We start from the raw sequence: 26,382 nt of genomic DNA on the forward strand, positions 1-26,382 counted from the left end.
TGGCGAAACTTGAGCTAATTATCCCCCAATTGAGGATCGGCAATCTCGTTTGATTCCACTAGAATTTGTGCTTCGAGGGCGGCTAGTTCCTCTGGCGACATGCGTGCTAGGCGATCGCGAATCATCGCTTCTTCATAGTCCTTGAGTTGTTGGTGGTAGGTCATCCGCCCTGTAAAGACGCGCAGCAGATACGTCGCAAGCCAACCTAGAACCCCCAAGATAAAAATCGCTTGACTCCAAATCCCCGCTTGCAGCGGCTCAACCCCAGCCATCCGCAACAGGAGATACACCAAGCCGCCTGCAAAAAACACACCCAAACCAATCCCGAGAACATCAATGCGGCGCATAGTTCCTAGGAATCGAGCGAGCGGGGTTGCGGACGAAAGTTAATAAAGGGAGCCAACAGGAGTAACCCGGGGAAGAAAAAGGTAACAAGAAAGTACATAAACGCCCGCTCGAAGGAACTGGCTACATACCAGCGAGCATTCAGATAGGCATAGACGATCGCCGGCAGCAGCAGCAGATATAGACCCGCCAAGGCTGCATAGACAGCCAGTACCAAAAGCTCGGTTGAAACTTCCATAATTGCTACCTCTTAGCAACGATGACCAAACTACTCTGCAACGGCGCTCGTTTCGCTCACGGGTTCCCCAAGGGTAGGCACTGCCATTCCCATTGCTTGCGCAAGGGCTGGGGGCGGAGCTTGGCGGCTGGGGGCATTGAGATATTGCCCTGTCAAAATGGGGGGCACCGGCTTCATCTTGTGTTTGGTAGTAAAGAGGCGGTGCGTTTGGGCAAGGTTGCCGCGCTCACTCAGATGCTCGTTGGCAATTTTCTTGCGCAGCTTGACGATCGCATCCATGATGGCCTCTGGACGAGGCGGACAGCCCGGCAAATAGACATCCACGGGGATCAACTTGTCCACGCCGCGTACGGCAGAATAGGAGTCAGAGCTAAACATCCCCCCTGTAATCGTGCAAGCCCCCATGGCAATGACGTATTTGGGGTTGGGCATTTGTTCGTAGAGGCGCACCAAGGCCGGTGCCATCTTCATCGTGATTGTGCCGGAGGTGATAATCAAGTCTGCCTGACGGGGGCTATTGCGGGGCACCAAGCCAAAACGGTCGAAATCGAAGCGCGAGCCAATCATAGCGGCAAACTCAATGAAGCAACAGGCAGTGCCATACATGAGTGGCCAGAGGCTCGATAGCCGTGCCCAGTCATAAACATCGTTGAGGGAAGTGAGGATGATGTTTTCAGCAAGTTCTTGGGGAACTTCAGGACGAGCAATCGGATTGAGAATGGCAGGCGAGGTCGTATTGGTCATAGGGTTCCCTCAAGGGACATCGGCCAAATGAATGTAAAAACACTTAAGATTATAGGCGTTTGCCCCCACAGATGCACCCAATCCGGTACAGCGAGCAATAAAAAAACTTGACACCAAAGATAAATTATTTTTGACTGCCCACCTGTAGCCCTGGTGGTAATTCCAAGGTATCGCCAATGGTGGTGCCATGCCAGTAGGCGGCAAGGAGGACATCACAGGTTTTGCCCCAAGCGATCGCCCCCTGATGATCAAGACCAATGGCGCCAAAATCCCGTTGCCGACTGGCAGCTTCTTGGAAGGATTTTTCAAAAGCCGCCTCTAGGGACAAGCCATCGGTGACCCGCACCACAATCCGTGCTGCTAGCGCCTCATCCAGAATATCCTCACCAATGCCGGTACAACTGACCGCTGCGAAGCGATTGGCATAGGTGCCCGCCGGTGTTGCAGAATCACTCACGCGGCCAATGCGCTCAAAGCCTTTGCCGCCGGTAGAGGTGCCCACAGCCAAGTGCCCCTGCCGATCTAAAGCCACCACACCAATCGTGCCCCGCCTTGCCTCCTCGGCGACGACTGCGGCCATCGTTTTTGGGAAATTGCCCTTGCGTTCCTCTAGCCACTCGTAGAGTCGTTGATCGGTGAGGGGTTGATAGACAGGAAGCTGCAATTCCCGAGCAAGTTCTGCTGCCCCCACCTCAGAAAGAAGGCGATCGGGACACTGTTGCAGCCAATGGGCAAGCTCAATGGGATTTTTTACCCGTGAGACATTAATCACACCGCTAAGGCGCTGCCGCTGCCCATCCATGAGCGAGGCACTCATGCGAATCTGACCATCGGATTGCAGTACAGAGCCGGTTCCTGCATTAAAGCGGGGGTCATCCTCTAGGAGTCGACACCCGAATACCACTGCTTCAAGAGCCGTTGCACCTTCTGTAAGAGCCTGAGCGACTTGGGTGACAATGCTGTGCAAAGCTTGGCGCACGGGAATGAGACCACCTTTATCTTGGAGCGAACTGCCGGCACCGCCATGGAGAATCACAGTGGGTTGAGGCATCCTCGGTAAGCAAAAGAGCGATGTTCAATATCCACCATACCCCGTGGCAATCGTTTATCTCTACTCCCTAGGCGACCACAGCGACTGGCATGGCGTCAGACTTATCAGACTCAGGGGTTTCTTCCTCAGCATTTAAAAGCGCTTGCAGTTCTTGGATGGCTTGCTGGGTATCTTCTACTTGACTGAGGAGCGATCGCGCGATCTTTTCCCCAGCGGCGGTGGACTGCACCACTTCGCCGATGTGATGGCGAAAATGATTGGCCATTTCCTCCACCTGCTGGTTGGCAAAAACCACTTGGTTGGCCAGTTTGTTAATGGCTTCAGTAATAAAATCAAACCCAGCCATCCGCTGGCCGCTGCGACTGGCAATTAGGCCTGCTTGTACCGCAAGGTGCTTCACCTGACGGGTAATCTCGGCAATTTGATGGGTGGCTTTGTCAATGATTTCCACGTCGTGCTTCAGGCGCTCGCCGAGGCGATAGACCTCCGCTGTATGCCGCGTGATTTGGTTGACGCCGATGAAGGTTTCTTGAAAGGCTTTTTGTCCCCGTTGGGAGAGCACTTGGCTAATGGAGATGAACCGCTGGTTGAGTTGGGCAATGCGTTCTGCTTGTTCGCGGACAGAGCGCTCCTGCTGCTCTAGGGCTTCGTTCATCTGTTGGGTGCGGGTTAGCTCACTTTCAAGACGCTTAGCGTAGTCTTGGTTGCGCTCTTTTTCTACCTTTAACTTCTCAAGGAGTTGCTGGGTGTGCAGGTGCTGCTGCTGAATGAAGAGATTTTTCTTGCTCAGCACTTGGGCTTGGGCAATCAGGATCACCCGCATATCCACCAACACCAGTTGCTTGCCCTTACGCACAACCACAGGTTCATAGACAAAGGCAGGGGGACGACTCAAGGCCTGTTCCACGGCTTCCTCAACGGGAGTCCGTGCCATCAAGACAAGGGGAGGCACTTGGGGTGCAGCAATCTCTGGAATCAATTTGATCGGGCGCGGTAAGTAGAGATCTCGACCAAACTGCTTACTCATGCGCTCAAAAAACTTGATCTTGGAGATCATGCCGATCACGCGATCGCCCGCCACGACCAACACCCCCGGTAGTTCAGGGTGACGTTGGAATTCATCAGCTACTTCTTCAGAGATGGTTTCAGGGGAAACCTGATAGGAAAAATAGGGTAAGTCATCCAACGTAGCGGCTGCAGACAGTTGACTATTGACTGTCTCATTCATTTTGATTATCCCTCGGAATGAGTATTGAATTTTTTAGGGTGGAAAGTGTACTTTTGCTCTACCTCAATCAAATTATCTCGACTTGAGAGTAGGAGGAATTTATTTTTTGGTTATCTTTTGGTTAAACCTTATTAGCGATAGGGTCTAAAAGGTCTGAAATCTTCCAGAAACAGCAGACTCGCCTGCTTTGACTAAGAGTTAAGAAATCACAGTAATCTAGAATACAGTTTTCATTTTCTTGACCTAGGGATTTTATAAATTTTCGGCATACCACTGCGCCACCTGCTGTTGAATTGCTGCTGTTTCTGCTGGGCTAAATTTATCAAGATTTTTGAGAATCACGCTCATGCGTCCTTGGTGACTGAGAACGTCACGGTGACGGGCGAGAAAATGCCAATAGAAAAAGTTAAAAGGACAGGCGCGATCGCCCACCCGTTGCTTCGGATCGTAGGCACATCCTTGGCAGTAATTGCTCATGCGCCGAATGTAATTGGCAGAGGCTGCATAGGGCTTGGAGGCCAGCAGACCGCCATCAGCAAACAATCCCATGCCCAAGACATTGGTTTGCATTACCCAATCGTAGGCATCAATAAAGACACTGTGGAACCAGTTTTCCACCGCCTGGGGAGAGAGGCCGGCAATCAGGGCAAAGTTGGCGAGGATCATCAGCCGTTGAATGTGGTGGGCATAGCCTGTGCGCTCAATTTGCCGCAGAACGTGGCGCAGACAGTTCATCGAGGTGCGATCGCTCCGCCAAAAGAAGGTGGGCAAAGGTTGGGTGTGCTGAAAGAAGTTGTGCTGAGTGTACTCGGCACCGAAATAGTGATACAGACCGTACATATACTCCCGCCAGCCGAGAATTTGGCGAATAAACCCCTCAACGCTATTCAGGGGCAGTTGCCATTCACCGTAGGCTGCCAATGCGGCATGGATCACCTCTTGGGGATGCAGTAGGCCTAAGTTCAAATAGGGGGAGAGCAAGCTGTGCCAGAGGGTTTCTTCTCCTGCCACCATAGCATCTTGGTAGGGGCCAAACTGGGGCAAGCGGTATTTGATAAAGTTGGCCAGCACTTGCAGGGCTTGAGCGCGGGTCACTCCCCACTCAAAGGGTTCGATGTGGCCGTAGGTGTCAAAATTCCCTTGGCGCACTGTCTCAATAACTGCTTGGGTTATCGAATCCGGAGAAAAGTGCAGCGGTGGGGGCGCTTTGAGGTGGGTAGGCGGCGGTTGGCGGTTTTCGGCATCGTAGTTCCACTTGCCCCCCACAGGGGTTGGGCCGTCCATGAGAATTTGAAAGCGTTGGCGACCCGCGCGGTAGAAGTACTCTAAAAGCAAGTTTTTGCGCCCCTTTGCCCACTGCTGAAACTCTGCTTTGGACCAGAGAAAGTGATTGTTGGGCAAGAATTTGATCCTACAGGGAAGGTCAAGGGCAGCAATCAGATCGCCAAAGGGGCGATCGCCGGGTTCCATGATCCGCAGTTCGTGGATATTGTGAGCTTCGATCCACCGGCGCAGCGGCGTGGCAAAGTCGGGAGCAACTGCATAGGTCACCGGCCAACCGGCCGCTGCCAGTTCTTGGGCAAAGTGGCGCATGGCCGACCAGACCAGCACCAATTTTTGGGCATGGTAGCGGCGCTGTTTTGCCCACCCGTGGCACTCAATGAGGATGACGGGCACCGGCGTTGGACAGCTTTGCAGGGCTGCTTGCCCCTGCCACAGTTGATCGCCGAGAACCCAAACGCCAATGGCCATCTTGACTCCGCTTAGAAAAGAACCGGGAAGGGTAGTTCCGTACCGTCATTCTGGTTTATCTTAATGTTCAACGGCTCCAACTCGATAAAACTGACCCATGCATATTCGCCGGCGTCCCCCCAATCCTCCTGTGACCGTTCGCAACCTGCACTACCAAGTACCGGTGGCCGATGAGGCTCCCCGCAATATCCTAGAAAAAATCGTTTGGCACAAGGAACAGGAGGTAGAGCAACTGCGGGAGGTGCTGCCCTTGTCTGAGTTGCAGCGTCAGGTGCTCGATGCACCACCGGTGCGTTCCTTTCTAAAGGCGCTGCAAACCCCCGTCACCCGTCCGGCGCTGATTGCTGAGGTCAAGAAGGCTTCCCCCAGTAAAGGCATCATTCGTCCCAACTTTGATCCGGTGGCGATCGCCCAAGCCTATGTTGCCGCCGGCGCAACCTGTCTGTCTGTGCTGACGGACAGTGAATTTTTCCAAGGCAGTTTTGAGTCCCTTGCCCAAATTCGCCAGGTGGTGGAGGTGCCCCTGCTGTGCAAAGATTTTATCCTCTACCCCTACCAGATGTTTCTGGCAAGGCTGCGGGGCGCCGATGCCGTGCTCCTGATTGCCGCTATTCTCTCGGATCGTGATTTGCGCTATTTCCTGCGCATTGCCCAAAGCTTGGGACTGACGGCTTTGGTGGAAGTACACACCGCCGCGGAGATGGAGCGGGTTTTAGGCCTTGAGGAGGTGCGCCTGGTGGGCATTAACAATCGCAATCTGACGGACTTTAGTGTTGATCTGGCCACCACTGAAACGCTGTTGGCGACCTATGGGGCGCAATTGCGCGATCGCAATATCCTTGTGGTCAGTGAATCCGGTATTCATCAGCGTGCCGATGTCGAACGGGTGGCTCAGGCCGGTGCCCAAGCCGTTTTAGTGGGAGAATCCCTAATGCGCCCCGCGGCGGAGATGGCGCACTTAAGTGAGGCGGAGCAACTCCAAGCCCGGATTCGCCAATTATTTCCAGAGCTAGCACGCTAGGTATGCCCCTGAAGGCAGTCCTGTTGGATTTCAACGGCGTGATCGTTGACGATGAGGCAATTCATGCTGCCCTCATTGACGAGATTCTGCTGCAAGAGAATGTGCGCCCGCAGCGGGGAGAATACGCTCTCTTCTGTTTAGGACGGAGCGATCGCGCCTGTTTGGATAACCTGCTCAGCCGCCGAGGGCGGGCAGTCCCCCCGGCCTATTTGGATAAACTGGTGGCGCAAAAAGCCGCCGCCTACCGCGCACGCTTGGCCAGTATAGAACCATTTCCCTTCTTTGCCGGGGCGATCGCCCTGCTGGAGAAACTCCAGGCGGCGCAATTGAAAATTGCCATTGTCACCGGTGCCCTGCGATCCGATGTGGACTTGGCCCTTGAACAGGGCAACCTCACCGTGGACTGCATTATCAGTGCCGAAAGTGTGGAGCGGGGCAAACCCCACCCTGACCCCTATCTGCGAGCCGTTGAAGCCCTGCAAGCCCTAGGGGCTGATCTCACCGCCGCCGATTGTCTGGCGATCGAAGACAGCTTGGTGGGAATTCAAGCCGCCCGCGAAGCCGGGGTCAAAGTCTTGGGGGTGGCTCACACCTATCCCTTCCACATGCTCCAGCGCCGCTGCCATTGGGCATTGGATCGCCTTGATCAGTTTGATCTGGCAGAAATTGCCCCTGTATTTGATTGTCGGGTGGCCACTGCCACCCCTTAGAGCTGTTTCACCTCGGCAATGAGCTGGTTGAGTACGTCCTTGGCGTTGCCAAAAAGCATGAAGGTTTTCTCTTTGTAGAACAACTCGTTGTCAATACCGGCAAAGCCCGGATTGAGGCTGCGCTTGATCACAATGGTGTGCCGTGCCCGATCCACATCGAGAATGGGCATGCCATAGACGGGGCTACCGGGGTTGGTGCGAGCAGCAGGATTGACCACATCATTGGCGCCAATCACCAGTGCCACATCCACATGCTCAAACTCCGGATTGATGTCCTCCATGTCCTTCAGTTGGGGGTAGGGGACATTGGCTTCCGCTAGCAGCACATTCATGTGACCCGGCATGCGACCGGCAACAGGGTGAATGGCGTATTTGACCTCCACACCGAGCCGCTCCAGTTGATCCGCCAGTTCCTTGACACTATGCTGCGCTTGCGCCACCGCCATCCCATAGCCGGGGACGATGACCACCGACTTGGCATAGCCGAGCATCATGGCACCTGCTTCAGGGTCAATGGTGTGTACCGACTTTGCCGTGGCGTGGGTAGTTCCCTCCGTACCGCCGCCGGTTGCCCTCCCGAAACCGCCAAAGAGGACATCGGCCAAGGAGCGATTCATTGCTTTGCACATGATTTGGGTCAGAATTAACCCCGACGCCCCCACCAAGGCACCGGCAATAATCAGCATACTGTTGCCCACAATAAAGCCGGCAGCACTGGCGGCCAGCCCTGAGAGGGAGTTCAAAAGGGAAATAACTACGGGCATATCGGCACCGCCAATGGGCAGGACAAAGAGCACCCCCAACGTGCCGGCGATTGCCACCAAACCCCAGAACAGCCGCAACTGACTGGGATCTGACCACACCAACCCACTGCCAACCAAGAAAGCCACCAGCAAGCCGAGGTTAATTGCCTGCTGCAGTGGGAAAAGGATCGGGGTTCCCGGAATCAGTCCCTGAAGTTTCCCAAAGGCCACAAGGCTACCGCTGAGGGTAACACTGCCAATGAGCACCCCCAAAATCATCGTGATCAGCGTACCGGCGGTCGGCGGCTCCCCTAAAGCCACAAGGCGGCAAAATTCACCAATGCCCACCAAGGCCGAGGCCGCCCCCCCTAAGCCGTTGAGCAACCCCACCATCTGGGGCATGGCCGTCATTTCCACGGTGTAGGCCGCGATCGCCCCGATGACACTGCCGAGGCCAAGGGCCACTAGGATGCCCGTGTAGCTAATCATCTGGCGATCAAGGAGCGTGACCCCAATTGCAATCAACATCCCCAAGGCGGCAAGGCGATTTCCTTGACGTGCCGTGGCCGGCGACCCCAATTTTTTCAAACCGAGGATAAAGAGCGCCGCCGCGCCCAGATAGCTCAATTCTTCAATGCGTGTTAGCCCATCCATGGTTCCTACCGCTTAAACATCTGCAACATGCGATCCGTGACCAAAAAACCGCCCACCACATTAATCGTGGCCAGGACCGTCGCCATGAATCCCAAAACTACCGTTAAGGGGGGGTGTCCACTCCCCGCCATCAGCAGTGCACCAATTACCGCAATCCCAGAAATCGCATTGGAGCCGGACATGAGGGGCGTATGCAACGTGGGTGGGACTTTATTAATCACCTCAAAGCCAATGAAACTGGCCAGCACAAAAATCATCAGACTGACAAGCATGGGATCCGTCATAGAACCAACCCTCTCCTCTAGGGAAATTTCTAAACCGTTGTGGCCAAGGTTGGGGCGGGATGCAGCAGTTGCAGTACCCGTGGATTGCGCACCTGTCCTGCATGGGTGATACAAGCGTCATCAATGATGTCATCGCCAAAGTTCAACACCAATTCCCCCTTGGGGGCAAGGTACTTCAGGAGCGCCGAAATGTTTTTGGCATACATTTGACTGGCATGCACCGCCATTGTCGAGGGCAAATTAATCGGGCCAATAATGGTGACCCGCCGATGACAAATGGAGCGCCCCGATTCTGTGCAGGCACAGTTGCCCCCTTGCTCAGCGGCTAAATCCACAATGACTGAACCCGGTTTCATGCTAGCTACCATGCGTTCTGTCACCAAAAGAGGGGCAGGCTTACCAGGAATTTGGGCAGTGGTAATGACCACATCAGCACTGTGGACGTGGGTAGCGATCGCCTCTTGAGTTTTGTGCTTCGCCGCCTCAGAGACCTCTTTGGCATAGCCGCCGGCAGCCACCGTCTCCTCCTCAAGGTTGACTTCGACAAATTTGGCACCCAGGCTTTGCACTTCTTCCTTGACCGCCGGGCGAATATCAAAGGCTTCGACCACAGCCCCCAAACGCCGCGCGGTGGCGATCGCCTGCAAGCCGGCCACCCCTGCCCCAATGACAAACACCTTGGCCGGGGGAATCGTACCCGCCGCCGTCGTCAACATCGGGAAAAAGCGCGGCAAATGGGAAGCGGCCAACAACACCGCCGCATAGCCAGCCACCGCTGCTTGGGAGGAGAGGGCATCCATGCTCTGGGCACGACTGGTGCGGGGAAGACACTCAAGGGCAAAGGCGGTAATCTGCCGCTCTGCCAAGTGTTGCATCTGCCACGGATTGCCCAAGGGATTGAGAAAACTTATTAAGGTGGTGCCGGGGCGAATCCACTCCACCTCGCGATCGCGCAAAGGGGCGACCTTGAGCAGCACATCCACACCCCCCCAGACCTCTTCAATGGAATAGCTAATTTCCGCACCTGCGGCACGGTAGTCATCATCGCTGAAGTGAGCCATATCCCCTGCACCGGACTCGACACAGAGGTGATACCCCTGCTGCACCAGCTTGGCCACAACTTCCGGAATCAGGGCAACCCGTTGTTCACCCACTTCGCGTTCCTTAACGACCCCAACTTTCATAGGCACTCTTGGATAGGGTTTGCAGTCTTGACAGAACAATTCCTTGGTGATCAGGGCATTGTGATTGACACCCGACACCGTCTCAACACGTCCACACTTACGAGTTCTGTACTGATCCTCACGCTACTGCGATCTCCTTGGGAATGCGAGGAAATGTCAGCGTTTCCTAGGGATTCTCCACAAGTCTTATGATCCCCAGCAACGTTTGTAACAAATGTTGACACTACCACTGAGTACTTTTACTTAATTCCCGCTTGTCATTCTTTTGTATGCTCAAAGGAGCTATATCTAATTTGGGGTCGCTGATCCAGTTTCCCAGTAGTAGCCAAAAGCAGCTATTTCCTTCGCGCACGCCCCTTCAAAGCAAAACTTAAAATAGTCATTCCAAATTTCGGGATTAATTGCCTTTTTAACTTGGGTAGGTGACATCCTCATTACCACAAAACTGGGATAGGGAAATTTCAATACTGGTGCCAGCAGTTTTACGAGTTTTCAAGAAAATAAACCGATAGGTGTGGTTAATAATCATTGTGAATGGCTAGCCAGAAAGGCTGTTTGACCGCTACTTGCGCTCTTATGGCAGACTAGGAGATTGCAAGTACAGAGTCACAGGCATGTTCAAAACAATTTTAGTGGCCCTTGATACCAGTGAGTTATCGGCACGGGTGATGGCAGCAGTGGCACAGTTAAATCTTGAGCCAGATGCTCAAGTGATTCTCAGTCATGTGATTTCACCGGTGGAATCGGGGTTTGGGGTTAGTGCCGATCGCCCTTCCTTGCATCCGCAAATGGGCACGTACCGTAGTATTGAACAGCATTTACAACAGTTCCAAGGCCAGCTTCCCTGCAACTCGGAAATTGAAATTGTCACCGGTGACCCGGTGGATGAAATTTTACGCCTAGCCAATATCTATAATGCGGATTTAATTGTACTGGGCAGTCGCGGTCTCACGGGAGTTGAGCGAGTTGTGCAAGGCTCGGTAAGTGGCGCCGTTGTTGCTGATGCTCCCTGCTCGGTGTTTGTGGTGAAATCAGCGGAAACCTAAACTATAACTATGTCAGCACCATTGACGGGTCTTACAGCGGCGGAAGTGGCAGAGCGACAAGCCAAGGGTCGCATCAACCGTCAAGCGAGTGAAAGCAATCGCACCTATGGCGACATTTTGCGGGAAAACCTCTTGACGTTTATCAACGGGGTTTTTGCCTTTATTAGCGTGATTTTGCTCTTTTTAGGGCGGCCGGGGGATGTGGCCGCCATTATTGTCGTCGTGTTTCTCAATGCTGTCATCAGCATCCTTCAGGAAATCCGCGCCAAACGGCAATTGGATGAAATTAGCCTCCTCACCCGTCCCCGTGTCAAGGTTTTGCGCGATCGCCAAGAAGCGATTATCGATCCCGCAGAGGTTGTGGAGGGGGATATTCTCCTCTTAGAGCCGGGGGATCAAATCGTTGCCGATGGCACCGTGGTGGGCGATGGCCAGATTCAAGTGGATGAGTCGTTACTCACAGGAGAGTCAGACCTCATTTCCAAGCGAGCGGGCGATCGCCTGTACTCTGGGAGCTTTTGTGTGCGCGGTGCCGCCGCCTATGTGGCTGAACAGGTGGGGGAAGACAGTACCGCCCATCAACTGACCGCAGCGGCTAAGACCCACCACCACAAACTTACCCCCCTGCAACGGGAAATTAACCTGATTATTCGCGTCATTCTCGCCCTTGCCATTTTCCTGTGGCTCTTGGTGCTGCTATCGCTATTGGTGCGGCTGACCACCCTACAAATGAGTGTGCAAACAGCAGCAGTGGTTGCAGGTCTAGTGCCGGTGGGATTGTATCTGACCATTACACTCACCTATGCTTTGGGGGCGTTGCGCATCTCTCGCTCCAATGTCTTGGTGCAGCAGGTGAATGCCATTGAGTCCCTCAGTGGTGTGGATATTCTCTGCCTTGATAAAACGGGGACGCTGACGGTTAATGCCCTTGAACTCCATAGCTGGTACCCCCTCACCGATACAGAAGAAAAGACAAAAGCTGCCCTAGCTACGTTTACCGCCAGTGTTAGTGCTCCAAACCCCACGATTGTTGCCCTCACAGAGACGTTTGGCAGCAGTCCCCAACCCCTTCGCCTAGAAATTCCCTTTTCCTCCGCCTACAAGTGGAGTGCCGCAGCGTGGAATGACTCGGAAACATTTATCCTAGGCGCACCGGATGTCCTCTTCAAAACCGAAGACCTCTCCCCTGAGGTGGCTGAGTTGCTCCAGCGGGGACGGCAGCAGGGATTGCGGGTGCTCCTCTTTGTCCGCAGTAGCAGTGATCCCACGTGGGATGAGCATCAGGAGACCCCCCTATTGCCCCCAGACCTCGAACCCTTAGCAGTGATTTGGGTGGGCGATCGCCTGCGACCCCAATCCCGCGATGTTTTGGAGCGTTTTCAACAGGCGGGAATTCAAATCAAAATCATCTCCGGTGACCATGCAGAAACGGTGGTTGCCCTCGGTAAACAAGTCGGCCTTGATGCAGGGGCGATCGCCATCTCCGGCGCAGAACTCGCTGCCATGGATGATCCCAGCTTTGATCAGATGGCCGAGAAAGCTACGGTCTTTGGTCGCATTACCCCAGAGCAAAAAGCGAAACTCGTGACTCGACTCCGTGCCCTCGGGCATCAGGTGGCCATGATTGGCGATGGTGTGAATGATGTCCTCTCCCTGAAGCAGGCCAACGTGGGAATTGCGATGGAAAGTGGCAGTGCCATTACCCGTAATGTCGCCGATATTGTGCTGCTTGCAGATTCCTTTGCAGCCTTACCCGCAGCCTTTCGCGAGGGGCAGCGCATCTACAACGGCATTCAGGATGTCACCAAGCTCTTTTTGGTGCGGGTCTTTAGCTTTAGTTTGCTCTGTCTGGTCACCGTCATGGCGGGGCGCGCCTTTCCTCTACTGATTAAGCACAATAGCCTGTTAACCCTATGGGGGGTTGGTTTGCCCACGCTTGCTGTGGCTTTTTGGGCAGTGCCGAGACCACGTCCCCATCGATCGCTGATTCGTTCATTGCTGCACTTTGTGATCCCCGCCACTCTAAGTCTAGCGCTGTTGGCCATTTTCATGTACTTGGGGGTGTTGGCTCGCGAACTCACCCCCTTGCTCGAATTTCTCCAGGGACGGTTTGATCCAGCACTCTTGGAGAGCCATGAGGTGCTCTCGGAACTGAGCCAAAGTGTGGCGATCGCTCGTACGGCCTTGGTGACTACCCTGATGCTGGCCTCTCTCTGTTTAGTCCTGTTTCTCAAACCTCCCCATTCGACATGGGTTGGCGGTGCGCCGTTGGTGGGTAACTGGCGTTATGTTGCAGTGGTTTTAGCTTTGCTGGCTGCCTTTCTGATGATCAGCGTCTCGCCGACCCTACGGTCTGTAGCGGAGTTGGAACCTCTCCCTTGGTGGTTGTGGGCCTTGATTGTGCTGATTGTGTTCCTGTGGGTCATCTTGCTGCGCACGTTCTGGCGCTATCGGCTCTTGGATCGCTTTCTTGGGGTGGATCTCGGCTAGGCATGGGGGGCGCGATCGCGCTGAATGGAATAGAGATGGGCATACAACCCCCCTTGGGCAAGAAGGGTTTCATGGTCTCCCTGCTCACGGATTGTGCCTTGATCCAACACCACAATTTGATGGGCATCGCGAACGGTACTCAGGCGGTGGGCAATCACAATCATGGTGCGCGTTCCGGTAATCGAGCGCAGGGCAAGTTGAATTTCCCGCTCCGATTCATAATCCAAACTGGAGGTGGCCTCATCAAAGATCAGGACATCGGGATCCGCCAAGAGGGCACGGGCAATCCCCAGCCGCTGTCGCTGACCCCCAGAAAGCCGCAGGCCCCGTTCCCCCACAATCGTGCGATAGCCCAAGGGCAACTGGTGCACAAATTCATCCACCCGCGCAATGGCACAGGCCTCATAGACGGCGTCGGCACTGACCTCGGGATTGGCATAGGTGAGGTTCTCCCACAGCGTGCCATTGAAGACATCCACCTCTTGGTGGACAATGGCCAGACGGCGGCGATAGGCACGCACATCAAGGGTTTGAATATCTTGGCCGTCAATGAGAATCTGCCCCTGATCCGGCTGGAAGTAGCGAAAAAGAAGCTTGATTAGCGTGGATTTTCCCGACCCCGACCGCCCCACCAAGGCCACGGTTTGGCAGGGTTCAATGAGCAAATTAATATCCCGCAGAATGGGACGCCCCGGCGTATAGCTAAACCAGACATGTTGAAAATCCACTTTGCCGGAAAACTTGAGGCGGGGAATCTCCGCTTGCTCTAGGTCAATGGCATCCCGCCCCGGCGGCAGTTCCATAAATTCATGGAAGCGCAAAATAGAGGCATAGCGCCGCGCAAACACCTCGGACACCTGGGAGAGGGGCGTAATTTCGGCATAGGCCATACTGGCGAGGGTGTAAATCGTCATAAAGTGGCCAATGGAGACCCGTCCGGCAATCGTGGCAGCCAAGGAAAAACCCAACAACGTGAACAAACAGAATTGCACCCAGCCGGCTTGCCAAGTAATCAAATACATGTAGCCGCGATGGATGCGATCAATCACCATCTTGAACTCGCGGTCAAGGCGCTGGGTTTGACGGGCCAACTCACGGGCTTCGGTGGCAAAGGCCTTGACGGTTTTGATGTTGGTAATGATCTCGGAGGTGCGGCTTTCGGTACTTTCAATGTGGCTGTCTAGAATTTCTTCCTTTTGGATGAGACGCCGTAGGGTACGCAAAGTCATGACAAATATCAATGTAAACGAGGTGATTAACCCCAGGGCGATCGGCCAGTCCAGCCACCACAGAATGACGCCAATGCCGAGCACACGGACGGTTTTAGGAATCAGTTGGCCGGCAATTTCCGGGTAGCTCCACGTGTGGTTAGAAATGCCTTTGTTGACGCGGTTGGCAATTCGTCCCGGATTGTTTTCCTCAAAAAATTCCAAGGGCAGGGTAAGGATTTTCTCCACCGCCTTGCGGGTGTGATCGCGGCGGGCAGCCAGGGCAATCCACCAGTGGAACCATACCCCCAGCCACGGTTGAATCGGGGCGCGCACCACGGTGGCCAAAAAGACAATACCGCCCAGAACTGTGAGATTCACGCCAAAGGTATTGCTCCAGCCCGTCCATGCTTGGAGCGCTTGGGCGATCGCCACCACCGGCGGGTCAAGGGGTTGTTGGGAAAGGAGGTTGAGGACTTGGCCAATGGCATAGGGGACGAGCAAATCCACCAGTTCACAGAGACTGGCTGCGGTAATACTGGCGATCGCTGTCCACCGATAAGCGCGATAGTAACCCAGAACGGAGCGAAACGTGGCCATAAAACGAGGAGAAACACTGTTCCCATTTTAAGAAATCGTGACATCCTCCTTCCCAACCGCTTCCCACGGCTGATGCTTTCGCGGTGGGGGATTCTTGTCCCACGCCACTGTATCTAGGTTATAGACTCCCGGCAACTCGACTTGACAGGCGGTTTTCCCTAGTGTCCTTGGGTACTACATTTTTCACTCCACGGTACAATATCATTGCCGCTTGGTTGCTATCAGCAAACTATCAATTTCTCAAGTGGCGCAATGAAAGGGTGTGTCCACCCCAAACCTGCGGCAGTGGGAGGCTCCATCTGTTAAAATTTGTAGATAACCCAAGCTCTGGGGGAATTGAAGCCTGTGGGGAAGTAATCCCCCTTGAGAGCGTCACTCTTGAGACTTCGATGAAGCAGGAAGTAAGCATCAAATCTAAACAATGGAGTCTATTTGACTTGACTGGATAGGTTTGTATAAGTCTTACAGAGTGGATAACCTCAAAAATCCTACGGGTAGGGGAAACCAAAATCGTTATAATCGCTGTTGAGATTTCATTGGCGAGGCATCATGCGCGTTTACGTGTTGCTCTACAACCCAGGGACTGAAAATGAGGGCATTCATTCTCTACAACTGGGCGATCGCAACCTTATCCTGATGTTTGAAAGCGAAGACGATGCCAGTCGCTATGCCATGCTCCTAGAGGCACAGGATTTTCATCCCCCCAGCATTGTCCCCATTGATGCCAAGGAAATCGAAGAATTCTGCGAATCCTCGGGCTACACCTGTCACTTGGTTCCCGCAGGATTTGTACCGACAAACGATGCTGAGCGTCTCTTCCTAGCACCCCCTGAGCGGAACGTTGAGGAAACTGACTGGGAACGGGAAAATCGCGTGCCCCCTGCTGCCGAGGGGGAGTTTTCCGAAAGTGAACTGAATCGGTTGCGCCAGCAATTGGAAAAGCTGCTGTAGATGGTGCGGGTCTGTGCCTGTTTGATTGTCAAAAACGAGGCAGCTCATTTGGCGCGCTGTCTAGGCAGTGTTCGACCCTGGGTAGATGAGATCGTGGTGGTTGATACCGGATCAACGGATGAGACGATCGCCATCGCCCGCCGGTTTACAGAGCGCATCTTTAGCTTCCCTTGGCAGGATGATTTTGCCGCCGCCCGCAATTACGCCCTCGAACAGGCCACAGGCGATTGGATCTTGGTGATTGATGCCGATGAGGTGCTTGTGACCTTGCAGGAGCCGCCTGTGCCCCTTGGACAACAACTAGAGGGCAGTACTTTCACTGCCTATCAACTCCTACGGCGGGAAATCGGCACGGGGCAACAATTTTCTGACTTTGCCATTGTGCGACTCTTTCGCAACCTGCCAACGCTGCGCTACCAAGGACGCTTCCATGAGCAGTTGGTGTCCACGGCAGCAGAACCGCTGACCATGGGTTTGCTGGCAACGCTGCGCCTTGACCACTATGGTTATCAGCCTGCCCAAATTCAAGCCAAGATGCGCGATCGCAACATCCCGATTTTGGAACGCATCCGTGCCAGTGAAGGTCTACCTTTGCATCTGCTTTTTGCCTTGGCGGATATGTACCACGCCGTGAATAACCCCACCGCAGCCGAGGAGTGCTACCAAGAACTGTTTGAGCGGCTCTTTCCCCACCTTCTCACCGGCCAACTCCCTGAGAATGCCCCCGGTGCCCTGCCGGAAATTCTCAATCAACTGGGGCGGCGTTTGCTTGCCATCGAGGATCACGAAACATTGCAACTGTTGTGTCAGCAAAGTCTGGCGTGGTTCCCCACCTATCCTCCCCTCAATGATTTGGCCGGGCGCTGGCTGATGGCCTTAGGATTTCCCTTGGGCGCAACCGCTTATTTTGAGTACTGTCTTGAACTGGGGCGCACCGATAGCTACAGCAAACAAATGATTTTTCCCTTGGGCTATGTGCGGGAGATTGCCGCAGAACAGCTAGGACGTGCCTATGAAGCCTTGGGCGATCGCGATCGGGCGGCAGCAGCCTTTGCCCAAGCAACAGCGTTTAGCCAAGAAAAGATAAATAACAAATAAAAACGCCCTGCCGTTAGTAGCGGTACCTCTTGGGATTCAAGGCTGCCATAGGTGCATAATGAGAGCAAGGCTCTTAGGTGGAGTTTGATATTCATTGGGAAATCTTGGCCGACCGCCCTCCTATGGACATGTTTTCTCTTTTTCCCCAGGCCGCTCATCTTCTGAGGACACTGCGGCCGGGTCAACGGGAAATTAGCGAATGGCAAGGGGGAATGCTTGCGGTGTCGGCAGTGCCCGGAGCGGGCAAATCCCATGGCATGGCAGTCGGAGCAGCAGTTGCCATTGCCCGCGAAAAGCTTCATCAACAGCGGCAATTGGTAGTGGTGACCTATAGTCGTTCGGCAGTCGCCAATATTAAGGTGCGGATTCGCCAGTACCTACGGCAGATGGGCTTACCGCGGAATGGCTTTAGTGTACAGACCCTCCACAGCTTAGCGTTGAAAATTGCGACGAGTCATCCCACGGCGGGGCTGCGCTGGAGTGGTGAGAACTTAATGAGTGAGCATGAACAGCGACGCCTGTGTGTCACTTGTGTTAAGGAATGGGCGCGATCGCACCCCCAACTCCTCAAGCAACTCATCCAAGGCTGCGATACCAGTCCCCTGAGCGACATTGAACACGAAGGCCGCAAGAGTGCGTTGTTGACTGACATCTTAGTGAAGTTGGCACAAACCGTGATTAGCAGTGCCCGCAGTATGGCGTTGACGCCCCAAGATTTGCGGCAGTTGTCCCAGCAGCTTCACGCCCAAAACCCTTCAGAAGAAGAACCCTACCCTTTTCTAGAGATTGGCGCCGACCTGTTGGAACGGTATCAGCACCATCTGGCGCAACAGGAACGAATTGACTACGATGAAATGATTTTAGCAGCAGTACAGCTGCTGGAGGGGAATGAGCAGTGTCGCCAAGAATGGCAACAGCGAGTGTATGCCGTGTTTGAGGATGAGGCTCAAGACTCAACCCCCTTGCAATCGCGGTTACTGCGACTTCTTGCGGAGGACAGCACCACAGGGCAAGTGAACTTTGTGCGGGTAGGGGATCCCAATCAAGCCATTAACTCCACCTTTACGGCAGCAGATCCCCTCTTTTTTAATGAATTTTGTGATGAATGTGCCCAGCAGCAAGCTTTCTATGAAATGACTCAAGCGGGGCGATCGACCCTACTGGTCATTAGAGCAGCAAACTTTTTGGTGCGCTGGGCTAATTGCGCCCTCCAAAAGCAAGAACTCCCCTTTCGTGAGCAAGCAATTCAGCCCGTCCCGCCAACAGATCTGCAACCAGAAGCGAACCCAGACCCTTGGGGGCAAGGGGTAGAAGTTGCCCGAACAGCAACCGTTTTTGAGACCGTGCGGCAGCTAGCAGCTCGCATTTCTCAGGTCTTGGCAGAGCATCCTGACGCCTCAATCGCCGTGCTGGTGCGCACCAACCGCCAAGGGGAATTCATTGCAGATCTATTGCGATCGCCCGCTCGCTTCAGCATTGATACCGACCTTTCCGCTCAGGGGATTCCCATTCTCGATGTGTCGGGCATTGAACGGCGATCGCAAGTGCCCAAAGAGTTGCTGGATATTCTTTACTTTCTCCACTGTCCCTATTCTCCCGAAGCGGTCAAGGCAGCCCTGAGTGTGCTTCAGGAGCGCAAACGTATTTCTGTCCAAAATCTAGATCGGTTGGCCGCCCAGCCGGAGGTGTTTCTCTACCCCGGCCCTTTAGACCCTCCTGCCGAGGAATCGGTGCTGAAGGCACGGCACTACTGTCAACGTCTCCTCAAAGCCCGCCTAGAGCTGTCGCTATTTCCTTTGATCACCTACTGCGCTCAGGAACTGGGCTATGATGCCGCTGAATTGGCCACCACCGATCGCCTGATCTGCCACTTGGCACAACAGGAACCCACCCAACTGTGGGAGCGCATCCATCCCCGTTGGCAAGAACTGGTGGCAGCAGATCGCTTTGATGCTGTTGAGATGGAAGACCTCCATAGCCGCTTAGTGCGATCGGGGCAGGTGACAATCATGACCATGCATCGCGCCAAAGGTCTAGATTGGGATGCTGTGTTTGTCCCCTTCTTAGAGGCAAGAACCCTCCCCGGCGAGAGTTGGGTAGCAGCCAATGCCAAGTTCCTGAGTCCAGAAGTGGATTTTACGGATGTGGTGCGATCGCAACTACGAGCCTACGGCCATTTGCAACTGCGTGCCTCTGCCCATCAGCAACCCCTTCCCAACTGGCAAGCCGCCTATCAAAAAGCCGAGGAAGCCAAAGTTGCTGAGGAATATCGCCTGCTCTACGTGGCCATGACCCGTGCCAAGCGTTTACTGTGGCTCGCTGCCGCCCACCAAGCTCCCTTTAACTGGCACAGCTTTGATTGGCGAGGGTTTTATCAACTTCAGGACAGTGACCCTTGTCCCTTCCTCCCCGCCCTAGAGCAGAAGTTAAAAAAACATGCCACAGCTACTCGCGGCGATCGCTAAGGCTATCGCGCCCCGGCAAACGTTCCATAGCTGCCAAGACGGCCCGTTCCGCTGCTAGAATATCGCGCTCTGCGCCCCCCAAAAAAAGGCGGCCAAAGCTGCCCACCGCTGAAATCTGCAAGATATTAATGAGTGCTGCCTTTTCCGCTTCATTGGCGGCCAGGGCGGCATAGGCGGCGGGTTCCACCTCAAACACATAGAGCGTTTGCCCCGCCAGAATCATGTTGCCCCGCCGCGAGCGATTAATCAGTTGGGTGTGGTGGGCATCAATGTTGCGAATCACCTGACTGGAAATCACCCGTGGCCGTAAGCAATCCTGTACCCGAGCACCGATGGCATCTAAAATGGCTTGTCCTGCGGCTCGCACTTCCCCTTGGTTGCCCGAATGCACCTCCAATAGCCCGTAGAGTCGCTCGATAAACAGGACTCCCGGCCGCACCACCGCAGACTTCAGAGCAATGTCCAAGAGGCGATTCACATCAATCCCCGGTGAAATCTCTACCCAAAGGGAGCAGTCCCCCGGCAGGGGCAAAAACCCCTGCGCCACGGTTCCCAAATAGGCCGCGTGTTGGGGTTGAATCGAGTCGAGATAGACGTAACTGCGCAGATCAACGCCCAAGGTGGTGGATTCCTAACGTGCCAGTACCCATGATCGCCGAAAATGCCCTAGGGCAACAGCCTCTGAAGGCGGGGATCGGTAAAGTCCTCAATACAGACCTCGGCTCCTGCGGCTTGAAGTGCCGTTTCCGATTGGGTGGTTAAGACTCCCCAGCAGTGCATCCCTGCCCGCACCGCCGCCAGCACCCCTGCCACCGCATCCTCAAAGACCAGACAATGCTGCGGCAACACCTGCAACCGCTCTGCCACCAGGAGATAGCATTCGGGATCCGGCTTGCCCCGCTGCACATCCTGCTCCATCACCACCGTATCGAAAAAATCCCCCACCCCCTCGCAGGAAAGTACTAACTCGACATTGGCAGCGCAGGCAGAGGTGCCCAAGCCCAAGCGATAGCCTTTTTCCTTGGCACTTTTGAGAAAGGGCAATAGCCCCGGCAACAGTTCCAAATTCGGTGCCAGTAGTTCTCGAAACACCGCCTCTTTGCCCGCACCCCAGCGTTGTACTTCCGCCTCACTCACGGGTCGCCCTAGGAGTTCCGGCAGGAGTTCGGCGTTGCGTTTGCCCCCCATTTGTCGCAGCTGTTCGAGGTTGATGTGCTGTCGCAGTTCAGGGGTACGTTCTACATAAATGCGCCAAGCTTCAAGGTGGTAGGGCATGGTGTGGCAAATTACGCCGTCCATGTCGAAAATCAGGGCACGTTCGCAGGGTTCAGCAGCAAGAAACTCGGAAATATTATCCATTGGAGAAAAATTTGGGCATCCGCAAGTGTAGTCTATCGCCTTTTGCCTTGGGACTAAAGAGGCTAATCGATATAATCAATGGGATTTTGCCGCAGGCTAGACCACAAAATCTCAAATACGGGCAACCGCACCTGCAAAAAAATGAGTCAACATCTACAGTAGTAGTAATTGGCCAGACAAAAACACGCCAAAGTGGACGTGTTAAGATGAGTGTTACCAGCACGCAGGAGCCATTAGGGGAAGGGTCATGTTTGAACGCTTTACAGAAAAAGCCATTAAAGTCATTATGCTGGCACAGGAAGAGGCTCGCCGCCTCGGCCACAACTTTGTCGGTACCGAACAAATTCTCCTCGGATTGATTGGTGAAGGTACCGGTGTGGCTGCTAAGGTTCTACGTTCTATGGGTGTGAACCTCAAAGATGCCCGCATCGAAGTTGAAAAAATTATTGGCCGTGGGTCTGGTTTTGTCGCGGTGGAGATTCCCTTTACCCCCCGTGCCAAGCGAGTGTTGGAACTCTCTCTTGAAGAAGCCCGCCAACTGGGGCACAACTATATCGGCACCGAGCACCTGCTGCTAGGTTTGATTCGCGAAGGCGAAGGGGTGGCGGCACGGGTTCTAGAAAATCTGGGGGTTGATTTGTCGAAAGTGCGCACCCAAGTGATTCGCATGCTGGGTGAAACCGCAGAAGTAACCGCCGGTGCCAGCCAAGGACGTACCAAAACACCGACGCTGGACGAATTTGGTGCCAACCTCACCCAAATGGCCATTGACGGCAAGTTAGATCCCGTGGTGGGTCGGCAAAAAGAAATTGAGCGGGTGATTCAAATCCTCGGTCGTCGCACCAAAAATAACCCCGTCTTGATCGGCGAACCGGGGGTAGGTAAAACTGCCATTGCTGAAGGCCTTGCCCAGCGCATTGCCAATAAAGATGTCCCCGATATTCTCGAAGACAAACGGGTGGTCACCCTCGATATTGGCCTATTGGTGGCGGGCACCAAATACCGGGGTGAGTTTGAAGAGCGCCTCAAAAAAATCATGGACGAGATCCGCCAAGCCGGGAATGTGATCTTGGTCATTGATGAGGTGCATACCCTGATTGGGGCAGGGGCCGCAGAAGGGGCCATTGATGCGGCCAATATCCTCAAGCCTGCCTTGGCGCGCGGGGAGCTGCAGTGCATTGGCGCCACCACCTTGGATGAGTACCGCAAACACATTGAGCGGGATGCTGCCTTGGAACGCCGCTTCCAGCCGGTGATGGTGGGTGAACCCTCTGTGGAGGAAACGATTGAGATTCTCTACGGTCTGCGAGAACGCTATGAGAAGCACCACAAACTGAAAATTTCCGATGAAGCTCTCGAGGCGGCAGCGAAGCTGTCCGATCGCTACATTAGCGATCGCTACTTGCCCGACAAGGCCATTGACCTGATTGACGAAGCCGGCTCACGGGTGCGCCTGATTAACTCGCAACTCCCCCCTGCGGCCAAGGAGCTAGATCGCGAATTGCGGCAAGTGCTCAAAGAAAAAGACGATGCTGTGCGGGCGCAAAACTTTGACAAAGCAGGTGAATTGCGCGATCGCGAGATGGAATTGAAAGCACAAATTCGTGCCATTGCCCAGCAGAAAAAAGCTGAAATGGCCAACGGTGAGGAGGAAACCCCCGTCGTCACCGAAGAGGACATTGCCCACATTGTTGCCTCTTGGACGGGGGTACCCGTCAGCAAGCTCACCGAAAGCGAATCGGAAAAACTGTTGCACATGGAGGAGACCCTGCACCAACGGGTCATTGGCCAAGATGAAGCCGTCAAAGCCATCTCCCGTGCCATTCGCCGTGCTCGTGTCGGTCTGAAAAACCCCAACCGTCCCATTGCCAGCTTCATCTTCTCTGGGCCGACCGGTGTCGGTAAAACGGAGCTGACAAAAGCCTTGGCCGCCTACTTCTTCGGCTCTGAAGAGGCAATGATTCGCCTCGATATGTCTGAGTACATGGAGCGGCACACCGTTTCTAAGCTTATTGGTTCGCCTCCCGGCTATGTGGGCTACAACGAGGGCGGTCAACTTACTGAGGCGGTGCGGCGGCGTCCCTACACGGTGGTGCTCTTTGACGAAATTGAGAAAGCCCACCCCGATGTCTTTAACCTGCTGCTGCAAATCCTTGAGGATGGTCGTCTCACCGACTCTAAAGGGCGTACCGTTGACTTCAAGAATACCCTTTTGATCATGACCTCAAACATTGGCTCGAAGGTGATTGAGAAGGGCGCTGGTGGCCTTGGCTTTGAGTTTGGCACCGAGGATGCTGCCGAATCGCAATATAACCGCATTCGCTCCTTGGTGAATGAGGAATTAAAGCAGTACTTCCGCCCTGAGTTCCTCAACCGCTTGGATGAGATCATTGTCTTCCGTCAATTGACGAAGGATGAGGTCAAGCAAATTGCCGACATTCTCCTTAAGGAAGTGTTCTCGCGCCTCACAGAAAAAGGCATTACCTTGGAGGTGACCGAGCGCTTCAAGGATCGGCTGATTGATGAGGGTTATAATCCCAGCTATGGGGCGCGGCCACTGCGGCGGGCAATTATGCGTCTCCTAGAAGACACCTTGGCTGAGGAAATTCTCTCCGGCCGCATCCGTGAAGGGGATACTGCTCTCATTGATGTGGATGAAGCGGGGCAAGTGAAGATCCAAGCTCAACCTCGGCGTGAGCTATTGCCCCAAGGGGTTGAGTAGGGCACTGGCTTGCTGCGCCAGACTCACCGCAGGGGTTGAGGGCAAATCCCCAAAAGCGGCGGTGTCTGATTATCGGCAACGCAGGATTCATTCTCTAGCCCTGTAACTACGTCAGCGACCCCGTTTACCCTTTTGCACCGGCGCTGGGGACGGGGTTTTATATTGCTCTGGAACGGCGAAAATGACCCCCGTTTTGATACACGAGGGCAAGGGCAGTATTGCCTTGAGGGCGGGGGAACTTTAAGGCAAAAGCAATGGCAGGAACCCCAGCGGAGCCGGCTGCCAATCGCCACGCCAATCCAGAAGCTGTACTAACACCAAGTAACCGATACCCAGTAGCAGGGAAATCACACCGGTGACGATCGCCACCCATTTGCCCGATGACCCTTGAGACACCCTAAACCTCCTATTCATTCTTGAGTCGCAATACAGCCATAAAGGCTTCTTGGGGCACATCCACCCGCCCAATTGATTTCATCCGTTTTTTACCCGCCTTTTGTTTTTCGAGGAGCTTGCGTTTGCGCGTCACGTCACCACCGTAGCACTTGGCCAAGACATCCTTGCGTAAGGCGGGAATGCTTTCACTGGCAATTACCCGTGAACCAATGGCGGCTTGAATGGGAATCTTGAACTGGTGGCGTGGGATCAAATCCTTGAGTTTGCTGACAAGAGCACGTCCTACATAGTAGGCTTTATCGCGGTGGACAATCGCTGCCAAGGAATCCACGGGGTCATTATTGATGAGAATATCCAGTTTCACCAGATCATTGGGACGATAGCCAATGAGGTGGTATTCCATACTGGCATAGCCCCGCGATCGCGACTTCATTTCATCAAAAAAGTCTGTCACAATCTCCGCCAAGGGGATTTCATAGACCAAGGTGGTACGCCCTTGGGTAAGGTAGCGCATATCCTTAAAGATGCCCCGCCGCGACTGCGCCAATTCCATCAGCGTGCCCACGTAGGTTTCGGGGGTAATCATTTCCAGTTGCACGTAGGGTTCTTCGATTTTTTCGCGGTATTGGGGTTCCGGCAGCTGGCTGGGGTTGTCAATCATCAGGACTTCCCCTTTGACGGTGGTGACGCGGTAAACCACCGACGGCGCCGTAATAATCAAATCAAGGTTATACTCCCGCTCCAAGCGCTCTTGGATAATTTCCATGTGCAGCAGCCCCAAAAAGCCGCAGCGAAACCCAAGGCCCATGGCACTGGAGGTTTCCGGCTCGTAGTGCAGCGAAGCATCATTGAGCTTCAATTTTTCAAGGGCTTCCCGCAGATCCTCAAACTGATCAGCATCGGTGGGAAAGAGACCGCAAAAGACCATGGGTTTGGCTTCAGCGTAACCGGGGAGGGGTTCGCCGGCGGGGTTGTGTGCCAATGTCATCGTATCGCCGACACGGGCATCGCCCACAGCTTTTATGGCGGCGGCAAGGTAGCCCACTTCTCCGGCATGGAGACTGTCCACGGGTTTTTGATGAGGAGCAAGAACCCCCAGCTCATCAATGTCGTACTCTTTGCCAGCGGCCATCAGGCGAATGCGATCGCCCTTGCGCACCACCCCATCCATGACCCGAAAATAGACGATCACGCCTCGGTAGGCATCGTAGTAGCTATCGAAAATGAGTGCCCGCAGGGGTTGATCTACCGTATCGCGGGGGGGCGGCACCAAATGGACGATGGATTCTAGAATGTCCTCAATGCCAATTCCCTCCTTGGCAGAGGCTAGAACGGCTTGGGAGCAATCAAGGCCAATAATCTCCTCGATCTCTGCCTTCACCCGCTCAGGTTCAGCCCCCGGCAGATCAATTTTATTGAGAACGGGAATAATCTCTAAATTGTGCTCCAACGCCAGATAAACATTGGCCAAGGTTTGCGCTTCCACCCCTTGGGAAGCATCCACAACAAGGAGTGCCCCTTCACAGGCCGCCAGCGATCGCGACACCTCGTAGGAAAAATCCACGTGGCCGGGGGTATCAATCAAATTCAAGATGTAGGTTTCGCCATCGCGAGCGGTGTAGGTCATGCGGGCAGCTTGCAGCTTAATCGTAATCCCCCGCTCCCGCTCCAGTTCCATATTGTCGAGAAACTGTTCTTTCATTTCACGGGGATCCACTGTGCCCGTAAATTGCAGCAGGCGATCGGCAAGAGTTGATTTACCGTGATCAATGTGGGCAATGATCGAGAAATTGCGAATGTGGGAAACGGGGACGTCGGTCATACCAGCGAGGGTAACCTTAACAAAATGCAAAACTCCTTTCTTGATTCTAAGCCTCCCTGTCCGATTGTGCTGAGAATTCAGTGCTACGATAGAGATCAACTGCCGGGATGTAGCGCAGCTTGGTAGCGCATCTGCTTTGGGAGCAGAGGGTCGCAGGTTCAAATCCTGTCATCCCGATTCGGAACTGCACGTTAGGGCTTTACGCTGCCTAGAACGATTTGTCCATACAATCTGCGCTAGATTAGCTTCAGGCCTTTTGGATACGTATTCG

At 54.2% G+C, this 26,382-nt stretch carries 22 protein-coding genes and 1 tRNA gene; 9 read left to right on the forward strand and 14 right to left on the reverse strand.

The features are described 5' to 3' along the window. Positions 1 to 14: 14 nt before the first annotated feature. From ACK4IR_RS02115 to ACK4IR_RS02140, 6 genes are all read right to left on the reverse strand, one after another. Positions 15 to 347 (reverse strand): DUF3007 family protein, encoded by a 333-nt coding sequence (locus ACK4IR_RS02115; RefSeq protein WP_409871935.1) that lies wholly within the window; start codon positions 345 to 347, stop codon positions 15 to 17. 5 nt (positions 348 to 352) lie between these two features. Beyond that, on the reverse strand, positions 353 to 583 hold the full coding sequence (ndhL, locus tag ACK4IR_RS02120; protein WP_409871938.1) for a photosynthetic/respiratory NAD(P)H-quinone oxidoreductase subunit L: 231 nt from the start codon (positions 581 to 583) through the stop codon (positions 353 to 355). Between the two features lie 30 nt (positions 584 to 613). Continuing rightward, a complete protein-coding gene (gene ndhK, locus ACK4IR_RS02125) occupies positions 614 to 1,327 on the reverse strand; it encodes a photosynthetic/respiratory NAD(P)H-quinone oxidoreductase subunit K (RefSeq protein ID WP_409871941.1) in 714 nt (237 codons plus the stop codon). A gap of 124 nt (positions 1,328 to 1,451) precedes the next feature. Next, positions 1,452 to 2,378: an isoaspartyl peptidase/L-asparaginase gene (locus tag ACK4IR_RS02130; protein ID WP_409871944.1), complete on the reverse strand. Its 927-nt coding sequence runs from the start codon at positions 2,376 to 2,378 to the stop codon at positions 1,452 to 1,454. Between the two features lie 67 nt (positions 2,379 to 2,445). Beyond that, positions 2,446 to 3,606: a hypothetical protein gene (locus ACK4IR_RS02135; RefSeq protein ID WP_409871946.1), complete on the reverse strand. Its 1,161-nt coding sequence runs from the start codon at positions 3,604 to 3,606 to the stop codon at positions 2,446 to 2,448. Between the two features lie 252 nt (positions 3,607 to 3,858). Next, positions 3,859 to 5,358, reverse strand: a complete 1,500-nt coding sequence (locus ACK4IR_RS02140) for a cryptochrome/photolyase family protein (RefSeq protein ID WP_409871948.1) — start codon at positions 5,356 to 5,358, stop codon at positions 3,859 to 3,861. Positions 5,359 to 5,455: 97 nt separating this feature from the next. Between ACK4IR_RS02140 and trpC the strand changes: the two genes are divergently transcribed. Continuing rightward, complete coding sequence (gene trpC / locus ACK4IR_RS02145) at positions 5,456 to 6,379, forward strand: indole-3-glycerol phosphate synthase TrpC (protein ID WP_409871951.1); 924 nt, start codon at positions 5,456 to 5,458, stop codon at positions 6,377 to 6,379. A 2-nt stretch (positions 6,380 to 6,381) separates the two neighbouring features. Further along, complete coding sequence (locus ACK4IR_RS02150; RefSeq protein ID WP_409871954.1) at positions 6,382 to 7,089, forward strand: HAD family hydrolase; 708 nt, start codon at positions 6,382 to 6,384, stop codon at positions 7,087 to 7,089. On the opposite strand, the gene ACK4IR_RS02155 is transcribed toward ACK4IR_RS02150, so the two are convergent. From ACK4IR_RS02155 to ACK4IR_RS02165, 3 genes are read right to left on the reverse strand one after another with little or no spacing between them, the layout of a single operon-like run. Next, on the reverse strand, positions 7,086 to 8,486 hold the full coding sequence (locus ACK4IR_RS02155) for an NAD(P)(+) transhydrogenase (Re/Si-specific) subunit beta (protein ID WP_409871957.1): 1,401 nt from the start codon (positions 8,484 to 8,486) through the stop codon (positions 7,086 to 7,088). The two genes, ACK4IR_RS02150 and ACK4IR_RS02155, sit on opposite strands and share 4 nt — an antisense overlap. Before the next feature lie 5 nt (positions 8,487 to 8,491). Further along, on the reverse strand, positions 8,492 to 8,770 hold the full coding sequence (locus ACK4IR_RS02160; protein WP_409871959.1) for an NAD(P) transhydrogenase subunit alpha: 279 nt from the start codon (positions 8,768 to 8,770) through the stop codon (positions 8,492 to 8,494). A gap of 29 nt (positions 8,771 to 8,799) precedes the next feature. Next, the gene (locus ACK4IR_RS02165) at positions 8,800 to 9,954 is read right to left on the reverse strand and encodes a Re/Si-specific NAD(P)(+) transhydrogenase subunit alpha (RefSeq protein WP_409871961.1); all 1,155 of its coding nucleotides are present in this window, start codon (positions 9,952 to 9,954) and stop codon (positions 8,800 to 8,802) included. A gap of 614 nt (positions 9,955 to 10,568) precedes the next feature. Between ACK4IR_RS02165 and ACK4IR_RS02170 the strand changes: the two genes are divergently transcribed. Beyond that, positions 10,569 to 11,000 carry a universal stress protein gene (locus tag ACK4IR_RS02170; protein WP_409871963.1) on the forward strand — a complete coding sequence of 144 codons (432 nt, stop codon included), beginning with the start codon at positions 10,569 to 10,571 and terminating at the stop codon, positions 10,998 to 11,000. Positions 11,001 to 11,009: 9 nt separating this feature from the next. Continuing rightward, positions 11,010 to 13,490, forward strand: a complete 2,481-nt coding sequence (locus tag ACK4IR_RS02175; protein WP_409871965.1) for an HAD-IC family P-type ATPase — start codon at positions 11,010 to 11,012, stop codon at positions 13,488 to 13,490. On the opposite strand, the gene ACK4IR_RS02180 is transcribed toward ACK4IR_RS02175, so the two are convergent. Then, positions 13,487 to 15,298 (reverse strand): ABC transporter ATP-binding protein, encoded by a 1,812-nt coding sequence (locus tag ACK4IR_RS02180; RefSeq protein WP_409871968.1) that lies wholly within the window; start codon positions 15,296 to 15,298, stop codon positions 13,487 to 13,489. The two genes, ACK4IR_RS02175 and ACK4IR_RS02180, sit on opposite strands and share 4 nt — an antisense overlap. A 549-nt stretch (positions 15,299 to 15,847) precedes the next feature. On the opposite strand from ACK4IR_RS02180, the gene ACK4IR_RS02185 reads away from it, so the two are divergent. The 3 genes from ACK4IR_RS02185 (at position 15,848) to ACK4IR_RS02195 (ending at position 19,812) form a co-directional block, all read left to right on the forward strand. Then, positions 15,848 to 16,249 carry a DUF3110 domain-containing protein gene (locus ACK4IR_RS02185; RefSeq protein WP_409871970.1) on the forward strand — a complete coding sequence of 134 codons (402 nt, stop codon included), beginning with the start codon at positions 15,848 to 15,850 and terminating at the stop codon, positions 16,247 to 16,249. Continuing rightward, positions 16,250 to 17,347 (forward strand): glycosyltransferase, encoded by a 1,098-nt coding sequence (locus tag ACK4IR_RS02190; protein WP_409871972.1) that lies wholly within the window; start codon positions 16,250 to 16,252, stop codon positions 17,345 to 17,347. It begins immediately after the preceding gene. Positions 17,348 to 17,424: 77 nt separating this feature from the next. Next, a complete protein-coding gene (locus ACK4IR_RS02195; protein ID WP_409871974.1) occupies positions 17,425 to 19,812 on the forward strand; it encodes an ATP-dependent helicase in 2,388 nt (795 codons plus the stop codon). Here the strand turns inward: ACK4IR_RS02195 and ACK4IR_RS02200 are convergent. Together ACK4IR_RS02200 and ACK4IR_RS02205 are read right to left on the reverse strand one after the other, a co-directional pair. Continuing rightward, a complete protein-coding gene (locus tag ACK4IR_RS02200) occupies positions 19,793 to 20,431 on the reverse strand; it encodes a hypothetical protein (RefSeq protein ID WP_149817184.1) in 639 nt (212 codons plus the stop codon). The genes ACK4IR_RS02195 and ACK4IR_RS02200 overlap by 20 nt on opposite strands. Positions 20,432 to 20,478: 47 nt before the next feature. Further along, positions 20,479 to 21,171 (reverse strand): HAD family hydrolase, encoded by a 693-nt coding sequence (locus ACK4IR_RS02205; RefSeq protein ID WP_409871977.1) that lies wholly within the window; start codon positions 21,169 to 21,171, stop codon positions 20,479 to 20,481. A 247-nt stretch (positions 21,172 to 21,418) separates the two neighbouring features. Between ACK4IR_RS02205 and ACK4IR_RS02210 the strand changes: the two genes are divergently transcribed. After that, a complete protein-coding gene (locus ACK4IR_RS02210; RefSeq protein ID WP_409871979.1) occupies positions 21,419 to 23,893 on the forward strand; it encodes an ATP-dependent Clp protease ATP-binding subunit in 2,475 nt (824 codons plus the stop codon). 240 nt (positions 23,894 to 24,133) lie between these two features. Here the strand turns inward: ACK4IR_RS02210 and ACK4IR_RS02215 are convergent, their stop codons facing one another. Both ACK4IR_RS02215 and lepA read right to left on the reverse strand, forming a co-directional pair. Continuing rightward, on the reverse strand, positions 24,134 to 24,289 hold the full coding sequence (locus ACK4IR_RS02215) for a hypothetical protein (protein WP_409871982.1): 156 nt from the start codon (positions 24,287 to 24,289) through the stop codon (positions 24,134 to 24,136). A gap of 10 nt (positions 24,290 to 24,299) precedes the next feature. Continuing rightward, positions 24,300 to 26,111 (reverse strand): translation elongation factor 4, encoded by a 1,812-nt coding sequence (gene lepA / locus ACK4IR_RS02220; protein WP_409871985.1) that lies wholly within the window; start codon positions 26,109 to 26,111, stop codon positions 24,300 to 24,302. Between the two features lie 103 nt (positions 26,112 to 26,214). On the opposite strand from lepA, the gene ACK4IR_RS02225 reads away from it, so the two are divergent. Continuing rightward, positions 26,215 to 26,288, forward strand: a tRNA-Pro gene (locus ACK4IR_RS02225). The last annotated feature ends 94 nt before the right edge of the window (positions 26,289 to 26,382 follow it).

The sequence above is a fragment of the Thermosynechococcus sp. genome (genome assembly GCF_046299635.1).
GTDB lineage: Bacteria > Cyanobacteriota > Cyanobacteriia > Thermosynechococcales > Thermosynechococcaceae > Thermosynechococcus.